Source organism: Faecalimonas nexilis (assembly GCF_059731825.1).
In genome coordinates this window covers 1,215,901-1,233,326 of record NZ_AP029189.1, presented here as the reverse complement: position 1 = coordinate 1,233,326, position 17,426 = coordinate 1,215,901, and the positions used below count along the sequence as shown (strand labels likewise).

The 17,426-nt window shown below is 41.0% G+C and carries 17 protein-coding genes; all 17 read right to left on the bottom strand.

Annotation, left to right across the window (positions count from 1 at the left end):
* Positions 1–108 precede the first annotated feature (108 nt).
* On the bottom strand, positions 109–660 hold the full coding sequence (locus tag AC6I5B_RS06140; protein ID WP_004614456.1) for a chorismate mutase: 552 nt from the start codon (positions 658–660) through the stop codon (positions 109–111).
* 89 nt (positions 661–749) lie between these two features.
* The gene (gene nifJ / locus AC6I5B_RS06135; protein ID WP_004614457.1) at positions 750–4,286 is read right to left on the bottom strand and encodes a pyruvate:ferredoxin (flavodoxin) oxidoreductase; all 3,537 of its coding nucleotides are present in this window, start codon (positions 4,284–4,286) and stop codon (positions 750–752) included.
* A gap of 144 nt (positions 4,287–4,430) precedes the next feature.
* The gene (locus AC6I5B_RS06130) at positions 4,431–4,811 is read right to left on the bottom strand and encodes a DUF2085 domain-containing protein (protein ID WP_044988051.1); all 381 of its coding nucleotides are present in this window, start codon (positions 4,809–4,811) and stop codon (positions 4,431–4,433) included.
* A 3-nt stretch (positions 4,812–4,814) separates the two neighbouring features.
* On the bottom strand, positions 4,815–5,126 hold the full coding sequence (locus tag AC6I5B_RS06125) for a zinc-ribbon domain-containing protein (RefSeq protein ID WP_004614459.1): 312 nt from the start codon (positions 5,124–5,126) through the stop codon (positions 4,815–4,817).
* A gap of 80 nt (positions 5,127–5,206) precedes the next feature.
* Positions 5,207–6,070 carry a prolipoprotein diacylglyceryl transferase gene (gene lgt, locus AC6I5B_RS06120; protein ID WP_004614460.1) on the bottom strand — a complete coding sequence of 288 codons (864 nt, stop codon included), beginning with the start codon at positions 6,068–6,070 and terminating at the stop codon, positions 5,207–5,209.
* Between the two features lie 22 nt (positions 6,071–6,092).
* A complete protein-coding gene (ychF, locus tag AC6I5B_RS06115) occupies positions 6,093–7,190 on the bottom strand; it encodes a redox-regulated ATPase YchF (protein ID WP_004614461.1) in 1,098 nt (365 codons plus the stop codon).
* Positions 7,191–7,243: 53 nt separating this feature from the next.
* Positions 7,244–7,495, bottom strand: a complete 252-nt coding sequence (locus AC6I5B_RS06110; RefSeq protein ID WP_227038982.1) for a tyrosine-type recombinase/integrase — start codon at positions 7,493–7,495, stop codon at positions 7,244–7,246.
* Between the two features lie 283 nt (positions 7,496–7,778).
* Positions 7,779–8,084, bottom strand: coding sequence for a hypothetical protein (locus tag AC6I5B_RS06105; protein WP_004614464.1), 306 nt, complete (start codon positions 8,082–8,084; stop codon positions 7,779–7,781).
* Positions 8,085–8,274: 190 nt separating this feature from the next.
* On the bottom strand, positions 8,275–8,949 hold the full coding sequence (locus AC6I5B_RS06100) for a thiamine diphosphokinase (protein WP_004614465.1): 675 nt from the start codon (positions 8,947–8,949) through the stop codon (positions 8,275–8,277).
* Positions 8,942–9,601, bottom strand: a complete 660-nt coding sequence (gene rpe, locus AC6I5B_RS06095) for a ribulose-phosphate 3-epimerase (RefSeq protein ID WP_004614466.1) — start codon at positions 9,599–9,601, stop codon at positions 8,942–8,944. The genes AC6I5B_RS06100 and rpe overlap by 8 nt, the downstream gene beginning before the upstream one ends.
* Before the next feature lie 2 nt (positions 9,602–9,603).
* A complete protein-coding gene (gene rsgA / locus AC6I5B_RS06090; protein ID WP_044988053.1) occupies positions 9,604–10,482 on the bottom strand; it encodes a ribosome small subunit-dependent GTPase A in 879 nt (292 codons plus the stop codon).
* A gap of 19 nt (positions 10,483–10,501) precedes the next feature.
* Positions 10,502–12,601 (bottom strand): Stk1 family PASTA domain-containing Ser/Thr kinase, encoded by a 2,100-nt coding sequence (gene pknB, locus AC6I5B_RS06085; protein WP_004614468.1) that lies wholly within the window; start codon positions 12,599–12,601, stop codon positions 10,502–10,504.
* Complete coding sequence (locus AC6I5B_RS06080) at positions 12,598–13,338, bottom strand: Stp1/IreP family PP2C-type Ser/Thr phosphatase (RefSeq protein ID WP_004614469.1); 741 nt, start codon at positions 13,336–13,338, stop codon at positions 12,598–12,600. The genes pknB and AC6I5B_RS06080 overlap by 4 nt, the downstream gene beginning before the upstream one ends.
* A gap of 11 nt (positions 13,339–13,349) precedes the next feature.
* Positions 13,350–14,387 carry a dual-specificity RNA methyltransferase RlmN gene (gene rlmN / locus AC6I5B_RS06075; RefSeq protein ID WP_004614470.1) on the bottom strand — a complete coding sequence of 346 codons (1,038 nt, stop codon included), beginning with the start codon at positions 14,385–14,387 and terminating at the stop codon, positions 13,350–13,352.
* Positions 14,388–14,393: 6 nt separating this feature from the next.
* Positions 14,394–15,755 (bottom strand): 16S rRNA (cytosine(967)-C(5))-methyltransferase RsmB, encoded by a 1,362-nt coding sequence (gene rsmB, locus AC6I5B_RS06070; RefSeq protein ID WP_022250757.1) that lies wholly within the window; start codon positions 15,753–15,755, stop codon positions 14,394–14,396.
* On the bottom strand, positions 15,748–16,458 hold the full coding sequence (locus AC6I5B_RS06065) for a zinc metallopeptidase (protein ID WP_022250756.1): 711 nt from the start codon (positions 16,456–16,458) through the stop codon (positions 15,748–15,750). Before AC6I5B_RS06065 ends, rsmB begins: the two co-directional genes overlap by 8 nt.
* An 18-nt stretch (positions 16,459–16,476) precedes the next feature.
* Positions 16,477–17,412: a methionyl-tRNA formyltransferase gene (gene fmt, locus AC6I5B_RS06060; RefSeq protein ID WP_071143800.1), complete on the bottom strand. Its 936-nt coding sequence runs from the start codon at positions 17,410–17,412 to the stop codon at positions 16,477–16,479.
* Between the last annotated feature and the right edge of the window lie 14 nt (positions 17,413–17,426).

Genomic DNA, 17,426 nt, shown 5'->3' with positions numbered 1-17,426 from the left:
TATTTTTACCCGTCTATTCTACTTGAATCCATTCCCCCCTGTAAAATTGATTTATTTTATAAAAGAGTGGCATTTATCGAAATCATCAATAAATACCACTCTTTTATTCTACTTTAAATTGACGATAGCAAATGCACCTGTCTCTTTCCAAAACTGGCAAATCATACGTCTCATATTTTCTTCGTTCACGTTGCCCTCCAGTGTAAGTTCACAACTGAGTCTATTTCCATATTCCATTGCCGATACTCCACTTACCGCTATCCGATTCAGATACAACATATGCATATACAATCCCATTTCTTTTTTCTCACAGCAAAATTTCATGACCACTCGTTCATGTGGCTCTTTTCCTGTAAATCCTGCACTTTTCAGCGTTGTTTTCAAAACTTCTTCCTGCAGTTCTTGTAGAACTCCATATTGATATCTTCTGCTGATCTGCATCACATCTTTCAAAAACGCAGTGTATGCCTCTTGCGTTTCTCCTTGTGTGTCTTCTGATCTGTCCGCTATAATTTCCGTTTCCCGCTTTGGCACATATACCTCTTCTTTTGTCTTCGCCTTTGCTTCTGCAACCTGTCTTGAACATGCCAGCCGTTCTAAAAACAATGGCTTCATGCTGTTGTCTATCTCATCAATTTTTTTTCGGATATCATCTAACATTTATTTTCTCCTTTGACCATGTACAAAAAACTCCCGGCATAACAATATGTTTGTTATACCAGGAGTTTTATATCTTTTATTGATTCTGATTATTCAGCATCATTTCCATAAAGAGTAACAAGCTTATTCAGGTAAGCATATCTCTCTTTTGCTGCTTCTTCAGATTTTGCAAATAATTCTTCTGCTCTTTCCGGATTCATTCTTGCCAATGCATTGTAACGAACCTCTCCATTTAAGAATTCTTTGTAGTCTTCTGTTGGAGCTTTACTGTCAAGTGTAAATTTGTTCTCTGCTGCAGGATTGAAACGGAAGTTGTGCCAGTATCCTGATTTTACTGCTAATTCTTCTTCAGTCTGAGCTTTGCTCATACCCTTCTTGATACCATGGTTAATACATGGAGCGTAAGCAATGATCAATGATGGTCCCGGATAAGCTTCTGCTTCTGCAATTGCTTTTACAGTCTGGTTAAAGTCAGCTCCCATAGCGATCTGTGCTACATATACATATCCGTAGCTCATTGCGATGCTTGCCATATCTTTCTTCTTCACTTCTTTACCGCCTGCTGCAAACTGAGCGATTGCACCTGTTGGTGTAGATTTAGAAGATTGTCCACCTGTATTAGAATAAACTTCTGTATCGAATACCATAATGTTGATGTCCTGACCAGATGCCAATACATGGTCAACACCACCGAATCCGATATCGTAAGCCCAACCGTCTCCACCGAAAATCCATTGAGATTTTTTCGCTAAGAAGTCTTTGTTATTTACGATGTCTTTGCAAACTTCGCAGTCAGCACCTTCTAATGCTGCAACTAAGTTATCCGTAGCTGTTCCGTTTGTAGCTCCGCAGTTGAATGTATCTAACCATTCTTTGCAAGCTGCTTTTACTTCTTCAGAAGCTGCTTCAGAAGCTGCAACAGATTCTACTTTTGCTTTCAATCCATTTCTCAACGCTTTTTGAGCTAATAACATACCGTAACCAAACTCAGCATTGTCTTCAAATAATGAGTTAGACCATGCAGGACCTTGTCCTTTTTCGTTTACTGTATATGGTGTAGATGGTGAAGAGTTACCCCAGATTGAAGAACAACCTGTTGCGTTTGCGATGTACATTCTGTCACCAAATAACTGTGTGATTAATTTTGCGTATGGAGTCTCTCCACAACCTGCACAAGCTCCTGAGAACTCTAAAAGTGGTTGTTTGAACTGGCTTCCTTTTACTGTAGTCTCTTTGAATTTTGCAACTACTTCTGGTTTTACAGGAATCTCTCTTCCGTAATCGAAGAAATCTTGTTTTCCAGCATTTTCTTCCATGTTCTTCATAACAAGAGCTTTTTCACCCTTCTTACCTGGGCATACGTTAGCACATGAACCACATCCTGTACAGTCATAAGCAGATACTGTCATTGTAAATTTCAGCCCCGGCATACCAACCATATCGATTGTTTCTAATCCTTCTGGTGCATTTGCAACTTCTTCTTCTGTCAATGCAACCGGACGGATAACTGCGTGAGGACATACATATGCACAGCGGTTACACTGGATACAGTTTTCTGGCTGCCATACTGGAATATCTACTGCAATACCACGTTTTTCATATGCAGATGATCCTGATGGTGTTGTACCATCTACATATTCTGTAAATGCAGATACTGGTAAACTGTTACCTTCCTGAGCATTTACTTTTGCCTGAATATTTTTAACGAAATCAACAACGTCTTCTCTTCCGCCTTTTACTTGCGGTGTAAATAAACCTTCATCTTCAGCGTCTTTCCAAGACTCTGGAACTTCGATCTCAACAACCTGTTTTGCACCGGCATCGATTGCATCGTAGTTCATCTGTACAATCTTATCACCTTTTTTACCATAAGAAGCTTTTGCAGCTGCTTTCATTAATTCGATTGCATGTTCTTCCGGAATGATGTTTGCAAGTTTGAAGAAAGCTGACTGAAGAACAGTGTTGATACGTCCGCCAAGTCCGATCTCTTTACCAATCTTGATACCATCAATCACATAGAATTTAATGTTGTGATTTGCAATAAATGCCTTCACCTGTCCTGGTAAATGTTTTTCAATACCTTCCATATCCCATGGGCAGTTCAATAAGAATGTACCACCGTCAACTAATTCCTGAACCATGTTATATTTGTTAATATAAGACGGATTATGACAGGCAACAAAATTCGCCTGTTTGATCAGGTATGTTGATTTAATCGGGCTCTTACCGAAACGTAAGTGAGACATTGTCACACCGCCTGATTTCTTAGAGTCATAATCAAAGTAAGCCTGTGCATACATATCTGTATTGTCACCGATGATCTTGATAGAGTTCTTGTTAGCACCTACAGTACCGTCAGCGCCAAGTCCCCAGAATTTACAGTTGATTGTTCCTTCCGGTGTTGTAACTAGTGGAGCTCCAACTTCTAATGATAAGTTTGTCACATCATCCACAATACCGATTGTGAATTTCTGTTTTTCAGTATTGTCATATACTGCAACGATCTGAGCCGGTGTTGTATCTTTAGAACCTAATCCGTAACGTCCTGTAAATACAGGTACTGCATCAAATTTTGTTCCTTTTAATGATGCAACTACATCTAAGTATAATGGCTCGCCAAGTGCACCTGGTTCTTTTGTTCTGTCAAGAACTGTGATCTGTTTTACAGATTCTGGAATTGCATTGATCAAAGCTTCTGCACAGAATGGTCTGTAAAGACGAACTTTTACAACACCTACTTTTCTTCCTGCTGCCAATAAATAATCAACTGTCTCGTCGATTGTATCACATACAGAACCCATAGCGATAATTACATGTTCTGCATCTTCTGCGCCATGGTAGTTGAATAATTTATAGTTTGTTCCAATCTTTTCATTAACTTTATCCATGTATTCCTGAACGATTGCAGGCATTGCATCGTAGAATGGATTACATGCTTCTCTTGCCTGGAAGAAGATATCCGGGTTCTGAGCAGAACCTCTCTGACAAGGATGATTTGGATTCAACGCATGTTTTCTGAACGCATCAATCGCATCCATATCTGCCATATCTTTTAAATCTTCATAATCCCAAGTCTCGATTTTCTGAATCTCATGAGATGTACGGAATCCGTCAAAGAAGTTGATAAACGGAATCTTTCCTTTGATTGCTGATAAATGTGCAACCGGTGTCAAGTCCATAACTTCCTGTACGCTTGATTCACAAAGCATCGCACATCCTGTCTGGCGGCAGGCATATACGTCAGAATGATCACCAAAAATTGATAATGCATGGCTGGCCAAAGCACGTGCTGATACGTTGAATACACCTGGTAATTGTTCTCCTGCGATTTTATATAAATTAGGAATCATAAGCAGTAATCCCTGAGATGCTGTATATGTTGTTGTAAGAGCACCTGCTGCTAAAGATCCGTGCACTGTACCAGCTGCACCTGCTTCTGACTGCATTTCTGTAACCTGAACTGTCTGTCCAAAAATATTTGTTCTACCTTGTGTAGCCCATTCATCTGTAGCTTCCGCCATAACTGATGAAGGTGTAATAGGGTAAATAGCTGCAACATCTGTGAATGCATATGAAGCATGAGCTGCTGCATGATTACCATCCATGGTTTTCATTTTTCTTCCCATTGGTTTGTTCCTCCTTCAAATTTTCAAAATTGTATTTTGACATATATGATATTATAGTCCTTTCGAAGTTAAAAGTCTAGTTCGTTTTTGTTTCTTTTAAAATACAAAAAGGGAAAAGCAGCTCTCCACTACTTTTCCCTCACACTAATTATTTTTTTCTATTCCGTGACGCTCCAAAAAGCTATCATACCCTGCATGATATACAAACAAAATACTTTTCACAAACAGGCACGCAAACGCATATCCAAAGAGCAGACCTGTCACAAATCTTCTGCTGTTCGTGCTCTCATATGAAGTCAAAAATTGTAATAAACCATCTATGAGCAGCGGTATCATCAGCAGAACAGTCAACCCAAGATTTGGTATGTACCATGCACACAGACAGAAAAATAAAATCATGCCAACCAATTCGCCTGTACATCTCGCACAAATCGGGAACTGTATTCCTCGAAAATGAAATGATCGTTCTTTTCTGCAGTGACAACCGAAAAATATCGGCAACCACTTATAAATAAAAGCACGCATCTTTTAGTAATAGTATCCCATACTTGCCGATCCGATTCCAATCACGAAGATAATAACATAGAACAGTATACTGAGAACCACACCAACAATCGCTCCGATTCCTGCTTTTTTCGCAGTATTCGGTTTTTCTTTGTTCCAGACAAGGAATAAAATCAAGCCTACGATCGGAATACAGCATCCTAAAACACTCCATCCAAAGCTCCCACTGTCATTGTTTGCTGACGGCACCATGCCTCCCTGCCCTTGTGCTGTTCCACAGTATGTGCACACATTTGCATTGTCGTCAATCTCTTTTCCACAATTTTTACAATACATCTCTCATCCTCCTATATCAATAGTGTAAGTGATATCCCCTTCTTTTCAACAAGTATAACAAATTAATTTCAATTAGTCTACTATTTTTGTTCAATTGGCACAACTTTCTTTCTTCCAACCACTAATAAAACTGCCGATACTACAACAAGCACCGCTGCAAGAACCTGTGATACGGCAACTCCGTTGAAAAATTGCAGTTGATCTGTTCGAAGTCCTTCAATCCAGAATCTTCCGACACCATATCCAAACAGATACATCAAAAAGATTTCTCCATTAAATTTTTTATGCTTTCTCCACAATAACAGGATTATGAGCACACCGATATTCCATACCGACTCATACAAAAAGGTAGGATGCACCTGTATAAACTCAATTCCGTTGATTACCTCAATATGTTCCCGCATTTTTTCCGTGATATCCGATGCCCGAACTGCATCTATAGGAAGCTGCATGGCAAACAGATTGTTGGTATATTCTCCGAACGCCTCTCGGTTAAAAAAATTCCCCCATCTGCCGATAATCTGTCCCAATATCAGCCCAAGTCCTGCCGTATCCACAAGCAATCCAAAAGAAATCTTTCTTCTGCGCGAAAACACAAACACAGTAATCATAGCAGCGATTACTCCACCATAAATTGCAAGCCCTCCCTCGCGGAGATTCAGAATACTCAACAGATCATCTTTATACAAATCCCATGAAAACGCCACATAGTAAAGCCGGGCACCGATGATGGAAAAGATCACCGCATAGAGCGCCAGATCATAATAGGTCTCCGGGTTTTGTTTTGTCCGCTTTGCCTCTTTTACAGCCATCAAAACCCCTGCCAGAATCCCAATTCCTATAATCATTCCATAATATGCAATATCAAATCCGAATATCGATATCTTTTGTCCCACATGTTCCAAATGAATTCCCAAATTCGGGAAATTAATACTCTCTGTCATTTTCTTCCTTCTTTCTCAATCTCTACACATTGAATCGGAATAAAATAATATCTCCATCCTGCACAACATATTCTTTTCCTTCCAGTCTGACAAGTCCTTTTTCCTTTGCCGCTGTATAGGTTCCACAATCCATAAGATCATCATAGCTTACAATCTCTGCACGGATAAATCCACGTTCAAAATCAGAGTGAATCTTTCCGGCTGCCTGAGGCGCTTTTGTTCCTTTTTTAATCGTCCATGCCCTTACCTCCTGCTCACCTGCTGTCAGGTAGCTGATAAGTCCAAGCAGACTATAGCTTGCTTTGATGAGTTTTTCCAGACCAGACTCTTCCAATCCGAGATCTTCCAAAAACATCTTTTTCTCATCATCATCCAGCTCTGCAATCTCCTGTTCAATCTGTGCGCATACAACAAACACTTCACAGCCTTCTTTTTCTGCATATTCCTTGACAGCCTGCACTCCGTCATTGTCAGCTCCGTCATTTGCAAGATCATCTTCTGTCACATTTGCCGCAAAGATGACCGGCTTGTATGTCAGAAGATTATAACTTTCAAGAAGCGCCTGCTCATCTTCATCATTTACAGTAAAGCTTCTCGCCATCTTATTTTCTTCCAGATGTGCTTTGATTCGTTCAAGAAGTTCTAACTCTTTTGCTACCGCTTTATCATTGCGGGCCACTTTTACCGCTTTTGCAATACGTCTTTCCAACATCTCAATATCAGAAAAGATCAACTCTAAATTAATTGTCTCTATATCACGAATCGGGTCAATACTTCCATCTACATGCACGATATTACTGTCCTCAAAACATCTTACCACATGCACAATTGCATCTACTTCACGAATATTTGCAAGAAATTGATTTCCAAGTCCCTCTCCTTTTGACGCTCCTTTTACAAGTCCTGCAATATCAACAAACTCAATCGCCGCCGGGACAATTTTCTTTGTGTGATACATCTCTCCAAGTACGTTGAGACGCTCATCCGGCACTGTTACAACTCCCACGTTCGGGTCGATCGTACAAAATGGATAATTTGCTGATTCTGCTCCCGCCTTTGTCAAAGAATTAAATAATGTACTTTTTCCTACATTTGGTAAACCTACGATTCCTAATTTCATTTTTGTCTTTACCTGTCCAGAAACCCTATAATTTTGCGGTTTTCTGCCTTTCTCTATATTTCTTGTACGCCCTTTTTACGCCCTTTTTGTTTAACTGGCGGCGTAGCTTGTTGAAATTGACGTATTGCATTTACCAGTGACTCATCCGTAACATGAACATATCTGTCCATTGTTGTTTTTATACTTGCGTGCCCTGAAAGCTGTTGCAGCACTTTAGGTTGTACGCCACGTTCAATCGCGCGTGTAGCATAAGTATGTCGTAAGGAGTGCATATAAAAGCGTTTGATTCCTGCTTCATCACACAATGAGAATGTGCTGCCACTTCAAGAAATAAGCCATTTTTTTGCTTCTGGCAGCGTTTTGAAATATCTATTTTGACGCGTACCATTTTTAGCATAAAATCTTGCGAAATATAAACTGTCCTTTCTTTGAAAAATACCTTTTCCACACTCTTTGCCTTTTAAATTTTTTCCCCATAACAGACTCCTTTCACGTAAAAAAAAGAGTCCAACGCAAATATAAAGTATATCACAAGGACTCCGTTTTTTCAATCTTAACGGAATCTATTTTTTTATGCTTCTTACCATCTCATATCCTTTCATTTTTCCATTTTTTATAATTATATACAGCTTGAATCAATAACAAAATCACCATCGCAGTTGCGGCCAAACCTGTCCAAAGATTAGATTGAAATGTGTTATGAAAACAAATAAGAACGACAAACTCTATTGGAATCATCCATAATGTTCTAATAAATTTTCTTCTATAACTGAGTTTCCAGTAACAAAATGCAATTCCTTTATCAACTTTTTCACCCATTCCCCATCTTTTTGTCATGAATATGGATATTGTCATCGCTATAAATACAGGAAGTAAGAAAAATATAAAATCCACGATATCACCTCTTCTTAGCAATTTATGTAATGATACTATACTCCTGTAAAATTACACAACATGCATCATTAAATATTCGTAAAATCTATTTTCCGAATCTTAATCTAAAGGAACCTTCGCGTTTTTACAAATCAAAAAGTTAAAAAACCAATGCGATCTCGTTTATCATATCGCATTGACTTTCCTTTTTTCAACAGAAGCACACGGATTCTTCGTCTCTTGTCTCCATCAATATTACCAACCCTTTCGGAAAAGTAATCCTCACTTCTTCGTCCTGAATCTGATTGCTTACGCACAGGCTGTCATACGGGCAGAGCGTATGATCACAAAGTGGATATTTCGCCCCTTCAAGTGAAAAATGTTCCACAATTCCTCCCAACGGAAACACCGAAAAATAAGGTCCGAACGCATCCTCTTTTTTCAGGCATGTCTCTTTTCCAATCAGAGAAATCTTATTACAGACATCCACAATATAAGCTTCCACTCCTGCATCATACGGTATTTTTAACACTTGAATATTTGCCAGGACATGATCTATCCTTGTCCCGGTCCCTCCTAATATCCAAAGTTCTTTCACCTTCAACTCCAGTGCAAGCCGCACCGCAATCTCTGTGTCCGATGCATCTTTGACCGGATTAAATTTTCGAATAGGAACCGTTGTATGCTCTTTATAATAACTTACGATTTCAGGATTCGCACTGTCAAAATCTCCGACGATATGGCTTGGCACTATCTGATTCTGATAGAGGAATTCCAAACCTTTGTCCACTCCAATAATATAATCCGGCTGTACTTCCTTCAATGTCTGCAATGCAAACGAAGTGTTGATGGTACCACCGCTGATAATCAATCCCTTTTTATTCATATCTCTTTAAAATCTCTAGCATTTCTTTTGTATTATTTGCTGTATCCCCCTTAAAGATAGCGGATCCTGCTACAATCACATTGGCTCCTGCCTCAATGACTTCTTCCACATTATGTGTATAGATTCCACCATCAACCTGAATATCCACACATAACCCTTCTGTATCGATCATCGCTTTCAATTCACGGATTTTATCCAATGATTCCGGAATAAATGCCTGACCGCCAAACCCTGGATGTACAGACATGATCAGAATCATGTCTACTTTCTTCAGCAGATTTTTCACTGAGATCACCGGTGTATCCGGACAGATGGAAACGCCCACTTTACATCCGCATGCTCTAATCTTTTCAATTGTCGCATTGATGTCTTCACAAGCCTCCAGGTGTACCGTGATCAAATCCGCCCCTGCTTTTGCAAACGCTTCCACATAGCGAATCGGTTCTGTCACCATAAGGTGTGCATCACACACAAGCTTCGTAGTAGGACGGATAGACTCCAATACCGGAACCCCAAAAGAAATACTCGGCACAAACATTCCATCCATCACATCAAAATGCAGATATTGAGCCCCATTTTCTTCGATTGTCTGGATCTCCTTCCCCAGTTCTTTAAAATCTGCCGCCAAAATCGATGGTGCTAAAATCATCATAACTAATATCTCCTCTTCTCTTTCAACTCGTTGTACATTTCTAAATAGTTTTCATATCGAATGTGGTGTATCTTTCCCTCCTCAAGCGCTGCTTTCACCGCACAATTTGGTTCATGTACATGATCACATCCCTGAAATTTACACTTTCCCTCATACGGTTCAAATTCCGTAAAATAATATTTTAATTCTTCTTTTTCAAAATCATTTGTATAGAGAGAACTGAATCCAGGCGTATCCATAATATAAGTATCCTCCTCGATACAAATCAATTCTGAATGTCTTGTCGTATGTTTCCCTCTTTCAATCTTTTCACTGATCGTACCGGTCTCCATATTGGCATCCGGTTGAAAAATATTAATCAGTGAAGATTTTCCTACCCCGGATGGTCCCGCAATGGCTGTTGTCTTTCCACGGAGCAGTTGTTTTACGTTCTCAATATTCTCTTTTTCCAGTGCGCTTGTAAAAATCATCTGGTAGCCACAAGACTCATAGATTTCTTTCAAGTGTTGTATCTCCGGTTCTTTTGCAATATCTTTCTTATTAAAGCAAAGGACAACCGGTATTCCCTTACTTTCCATCATAATTAAAAAACGATCTAAAAGGTTGAAATGTGGTTTTGGTTTGGTCACCGCAAACACAACCAGAGCCTGATCAATATTTGCCACCGCCGGGCGAATCAACTCATTCTTCCTTTCCAAAACTTCAACGATATTCCCTTTTTTCTCTGCTTCATCTAAAATATCAATTTCTACATTATCTCCGACAAGAGGTTTTATCTTTTCTTTTCGGAAAACTCCTTTTGCCTTACATTCATAAAGACCGAATTCTACTACGTGAACGTAGTAGAATCCGGCAATTCCTTTTACTATCTTTCCCTGCATAAATAGTTCCTTATTGATTCTATTGTGTTGACGAATTTCCATTGCCTTGATCCGGTGTTGTTGGTGTCTCCGGCTCTGATGGCTTCGCACCTTTACTTACAACCAGGTTTACAACAGTGCCAGGATTTAGTTTATCTCCTTCGTTAAAACTTGCAGAAATAACTACTCCTTCAGCATCTTCATCCGAGTATTCCGATGTTACTTTTCCAACGGACAATCCCGCTGCACGAAGCAAAGATTCTGCTCTGCTTTGATATACTCCTACTACCGGAGGCATAGTAACCTTTTCTTCCGGTTTCGCTCCTTTGCTTACCACGTAAGAGACTGTTGTTCCCTTATCTACTTTTTCTCCTGAGTCAATGTCCTGACGAATAACTTTTCCTGCCTCTGTATCACTATACTCTTCTGAGGCGCTTCCGCTCAGTCCAACTGCTGACAACGCACTCTCGGCATCTTCCTGTGATTTGCCAACCAAGTTCGGCACTGTTACTTTTTCAGCACCCGTACTTACGTAGATTGTTATCTTTGTATCTTCCGTTGCTTTTGAATTTGCTTCCGGTGTCGTCGAGATAACCAATCCGGCATCCACATTGTCACTTTCCTGCTCTTCCACTGAGATATTTGCTTCTTTAAATCCCTTATCGATCAATTTCTGCTTTGCATCATCTTCAGACATTCCGCTGACATCCGGAATCGTAATCTCCTCACCCTCAAGTCCGGTGCTGACCCAAACTTGAATCTTTGTGCCTTTTTTTACCGATGTTCCCTTTCCGGTCATCTGTTTTGAGACAATTCCTTTTTCATATTTTGTAGACGTTGCCTCTTTTACAACCTCCAAAGTCAGTCCCTTTTTCTTCGCCAACGCCTTTGCTTCCTCCAGTGTCTTTCCTTCAAAATTCGGAGTTTCCACTTTTTTATTGTCTGTCGTCTCTACATTTTTCGAATTAAACTTCAAAAGTCCGGTTGCTTTTCCGACTGTAAACACAAGAATAAATACAATAATGGCTGCTACGACGGCTGTGAGAATCTTCATAAGCTTTGCCATCTTTGGATTCACTTCTGAATCTTTCTTTTTAGAACCGCGTTTCCCTTTTTCGTAGTCCTCATCGTCGTACTCATCGTACTCGTCATCCTCTTCATCGTATTCATCATCGTCATCGTAATCTTCATCGTCGTACTCATCATACTCACCGTCATCGTCATAAGCTGCCTCTTTCTGAATGCGCTCCAACTCATCTGGTGTGATTGCAACGGTATCCGCAACGCTTGCAAATGGTGCAATCGTGACAAAATCTCCCTCAGGATCCACCAAAGAACGCTTCAGATCGCTGATGAGTTCTCCCATATTCTGATAACGTCTGTCTGAGCTTTTCTGTGTACATTTCAGAATAATGCGCTCTAAGCTATATGGGATATCCGGTACCAATTCTGACGGCGCGGCAATATCTTCCTGCAAATGTTTGATTGCAATAGACACTGTCGTCTCTCCGTCAAACGGGAGTTCTCCTGTGATCATCTCAAACATTGTAATACCAAGCGAATAGATATCGCTTCTGATATCACTGAAGCCGCCTCGTGCCTGTTCCGGAGATGTGTAATGTACAGATCCCATCGCATTGGTACTGATCGTATTCGATGTCGTAGCCTTCGCAATCCCGAAATCTGTCACTTTCACTTTTCCTTCTTTTGATATCATGATATTCTGCGGCTTAATATCTCTGTGGATAATTCCATTGTTATGTGCCGCCTCAATACCTGCACACACTTGAAGTGTAATACTGATTACTTCTTTCGGTGTCAGTCTTACTTTTTTCTGGATATACTCTTTTAATGTAATTCCTTCTACCAGTTCCATGACCATAAAATACAGACCCCGGTCTTCCCCGACATCATATACATTTACAATGTTCGGATGCATCAGTCCGGCTGCTGCCTGTGCCTCTGATTGAAACTTTTTTACAAACAATTCATCTTCTCTGAATTCGCGCTTTAATACTTTGAGCGCGACATAACGATTCAGCTTATGATCTCTCCCCTTATAGACATCCGCCATCCCCCCGGTGCCGATTCTACCCATGATCTCATAGCGATCGCCAATCAAAACTCCTTCTTTAATCATATACTCACCTCACCTGCAAACGGCTCTGCGACAATAACCCCAATGTTGTCCTTTCCGCCGTTGCTATTTGCTCTTTCTATTAATTGTTCCACTGCCTCCACAACATCTCTGGAACTGCGAACAATCTGAAATATCTCTTCATCCTCCACCATATTGCTCAGTCCATCTGTGCACATCAAAATAATATCTCCTTTTTTCAGGCGATGCTCAAAGAAATCAATCTCTACATCTTCTTTTACTCCAATGGCTCTTGTGATAATGTTCTTATCCGGATGATGTTTCGCTTCCTCTGCGTTAAGTCCCCCAAGACGTACCATTTCCTGTACTAACGAATGGTCTTTTGATAATTGTCTGATCTCATCATTCAGTAAATAAAGCCTGCTGTCACCTACATTCGCAAAATATAATGTATGCTCAATCACTGTGGCAGCAACTAATGTTGTTCCCATTCCTTCTAGTCTGGCATCGGTTTTGGACTCTGCGATCAATTGATGATTTGCAGATGCAATCGCTTTTTTCATCATTGCTCTCGGACCATCTTCTCTGCTCTTGGCAAGCTCTTTTTTCAGAACTTCCACAACAAATTTGGATGCGTAATCCCCCGCATTATGTCCCCCCATACCGTCTGCAACTATTAAAAGATTCGGAATATTCCCGACCGGCTGATCTGATACAAATACGTAATCCTGATTCACCTCTCGTTTTCTTCCAATATCTGTCTTTGAAAACGTCTTCATATGCTCTCCTTTTACTTTGTCTCTACATAACGTCGTCTTAGTTGTCCACAGGCTCCGTCGATATCAGAGCCCATTTCTCTTCTAATAGTAACATTTATTCCGCTTTTTTCAAGTTTATTTTTGAAATTCATGGCATTTTTTTTGCTTGGTTTCTCGAATGTACGCTCTTTAATCGGATTTACAGGAATCAGATTCAGATGGCAATTACGATGTTTTAAAATGTGGATTAATTCCGCTGCATCTTCCTCTTTATCGTTCACTCCATGTACCAGACTGTACTCAAACGTCACTCTTCTTCCCGTCTTTTCAAAATAATAGTCGCACGCCGCAAGCACCTCAGAAAGTTCATATTTGTTTGCAACCGGCATCAATACTTTTCGCTTTTCCTGCGTAGAACCATGCAGGGAAAGCGCCAAGGTAATCTGTAATTTTTCCTCGGCAAGTCTCTTCATATTCGGAACGATTCCACAAGTCGATACCGTAATGTTCCTTTGGCTGATATGTAAACCGTGTTCATCGGTCAATATATGTATGAATTTCAGAAAGTTATCATAATTATCCATCGGTTCCCCTGTTCCCATCACAACTACGTTCGAAACACGTTCCCCCGATATTTTCTGAATCTGATAAATCTGTCCCAGCATCTCTGATGCCTTTAGATTTCTCTCCAATCCTCCGATGGTAGATGCACAGAATTTACATCCCATCCGACATCCGACCTGCGAGGAAATACAGACAGAATTTCCATGCTTATACTTCATCAGAACACTTTCCACCACATGTCCATCCTGTAGGCAAAACAGAAATTTATTTGTGCCGTCCAGTTTTGATTCCTGTCTCTCAAGCATTTTTACCGGTGCGATCTCATAAGCTGCATCCAGCTTTTCTCTGAGTGCTTTTGACAGATTCGTCATCTCTTCAAAAGAATCTGCAAGCTTTACATGCAGCCATTCATACACCTGCTTTGCCCGAAACGACTTTTCTCCGAGATGTTCCATCTCTTGTTTTAATTCTTCAAATGTATATGATCTGATATCTTTTTTCTCCATGATCTTTTATTCACATTTCACCTTTCTAAACTTTGCAATGAAAAATCCATCACTGTCATGTATCCCCGGCAGAAGTTGAATACACCCTTGTTCCACAACATCATTTTTCAACTCTTCGCACAATAACTGTGCAATCGGCACAAGTTCAAACTCTTTATTCTGTTCTAAGAACCAATGTACGTTACCCATATTTTCTTCTTCGTGAATTGTACATGTGCTGTAAACCAAAGTTCCTCCCGGCTTCACATAATCTTTGACTGTCGACAGCATCTTGCGTTGAAGAGCCACCAATTCTTTTTGTGTCTCTTCTGTCATCTTATATTTCAGATCCGTCTTTTTCCCAAGCACTCCCAGTCCGGAGCACGGAAGATCTGCCACCACAATATCTGCCTTTTCAACTGCAGTTTCATCTTTTTGAGTCGCATCCCACCTGACTGCTTCGATGTTTGTCATACCAGAGCGTAAGATGTTTTCCTCTATAAGCCCCACCTTATATTCTGTCAGATCTCTCGCCTGCACATGCCCTGTACCACAAAGTACCTCTGCCATGTGAAGTGCCTTTCCACCGGGTGCTGCACAGACATCTATGATCTCGTCTCCTTCTTTTGGTTCTGCCAAATGTGCCACAAGCATGGAGCTGATATCCTGCACCGAAAACGCTCCTTTTTGAAACGTCTCAAGCTCTCCTAAATAATTATAAGAAGATATTCGAAGTGCATATGGAAGGTATGGATGTTCCTCGACATGTACTCCTTCGCCTTCAAGTGCCTTCACAAGTTCTTCTTTTGGCATCTGCCCCAAATCACACCGGATTATCGTGTCCTTTTCTTTTAGGAAATCCTGAAGCATACACTCCACACTCTCCCTGTCATATGCTGCCAGCCACTGTCTTAATATCCATGTCGGCATCGAGTATTTCACAGACAGATATTGTTCCAAATCTTTCTCATCCGGATATGATATCTGTTCCAGATTTCGGTCGATATTTCGTAAAAGTCCGTTCACAAATCCTTTTAAATTTACAAATCCTTTTTTCACCGCAAGTTTTACCGCCTCATTACAGGCAGCGGAATTCGGAACCGAATCCATATATTTCATCTGGTAAACCGCACTTCGGATGATATTGCGGATGACTGGTTTCATCTTGTTTACCTTTACTTTTGAAAACTGATTGATAATATAATCAAGCTCAATCATGCGCTCCAGTGTTCCCTCCGTCACTCTTGTGATAAAAGCGCGCTCTTTTTTGTCTAAATACTGATATTTATTCAGAACATTGCGAAGTGCGATATGACTGTGCTCTCCATCTCGTGTCACTTCCAGCAAAATCCCAAGCACCAGTTCTCGTTCATTAATTGACTTAGTCATCTCGTCTTCTTCCTCCTGTCAGAATCAAGATACGCACAAGCTGTAAGATTGCTGCAGCCGCACTTGCCACATACGTAAGCGCAGCCGCATTCAGCACTTTTTTCGTGGCTACAATCTCTTCACCCTGCATCATCCCGGTCTCAGCAAGAATGCGTACTGCTCTTCCCGATGCATTATATTCCACCGGCAAAGTCACAAGTTGAAACAATACTGCCAGCGAAAATGCCAAGATTCCGATATTGATAAGCAGTGCTGAAGACTGGCTGTTGATAAACAGACCTAACACAATCAGTGGCCAGGCAATCATGGATCCAAAATTTGCCACCGGAACAAGCGCGCTCCGAAACTGTAGCGGTGCGTATCCTCTTGCATGCTGAATCGCATGTCCACACTCATGCGCTGCAACTCCCACTGCAGCTACTGAACACTGTCCATATGTTGCATCGGAAAGTCTGAGCACTTTATTTCTCGGATCATAGTGGTCTGTCAGATTTCCTGCTACCCGCTCAATTCGCACGTCATAAATTCCGGCCCCATGGAGTACACGTTCTGCCGCCTGCGCTCCTGTCAGCCCCATATGGTTTCTCATTCCGGAATATTTTGAAAATGTACTTTTCACCCGCATCGATGCAATGGAGCAGATAATAACTCCTATGATAATCAATATATATGTTGGATCAAAATAAAAACTTGGATAAAACATCCTGCTTCCTCCTTTTTTCTACGCTCTCGAAAGAATTTCTCCTGATTTTACCTGATACCCCCTCAAAAATGCTCCGGCATCCATTCGTTTTTTCCCCGGAATCTGAAGTTCCAGCACTTTCAACAGCCCATCTTTTGTCTGTACAGAAAACGCTTCTTTTTCTACTTTCACAATCGTTCCAGGTACGCCCTCTCCCGATGTCTCTTCCACCTCTGCACTCCAGATTTTCATTGTTTTTCCATTCCACATTGTATATGCGCTCGGCCACGGTGTCAGCCCGCGAATCAGTCTCTCAATCTCTTTCGCACTCTGATTCCAGTCAATATTCCCAAGATGCTTGTCGAGCATTCTCGCATAGGCGGTCGGTGATTCTCCCTGTTTAACCGGAGTCACTGTTTTTTCTTCCAGCGCCTTTAATGTCTCTACACAGAGCTTTGCACCTGCGGCCGCAAGCTTATCATGAAGACTTCCTCCGGTCTCCTTTTCTTCTATTACAATCTCTGTCTTTAACAGCATGTCTCCGGTATCCAGTCCTTCGTCCATCTGCATGGTCGTGACACCTGTCACCGTTTCCCCGTCAATAATGGACCACTGAATCGGCGCTGCCCCGCGATATTTTGGCAACAATGACGCATGCACATTGACACATCCATATGGCGTCATCTCCAAAATTTCTTTTGGCAAAATCTGTCCAAATGCAATGACGACCATAATATCCGCCTCATATTTTCGAAGTTCTTCGATGCATTCCGGCTCTCTGACTTTTTTCGGCTGATAAACTGGAATTCCATGCTTTAACGCGCACTCTTTGACAGGCGTAAACTGCATCTCTTTTCCGCGTCCTTTTGGTTTATCCGGCTGTGTCACAGCAAGAACCACATCGTGTCCCGCCTCGATCAAAGCCTCTAAAGTGCCCACCGAAAAATCCGGAGTCCCCATAAAAATTACTTTCATCTGCTGTCTCCTCC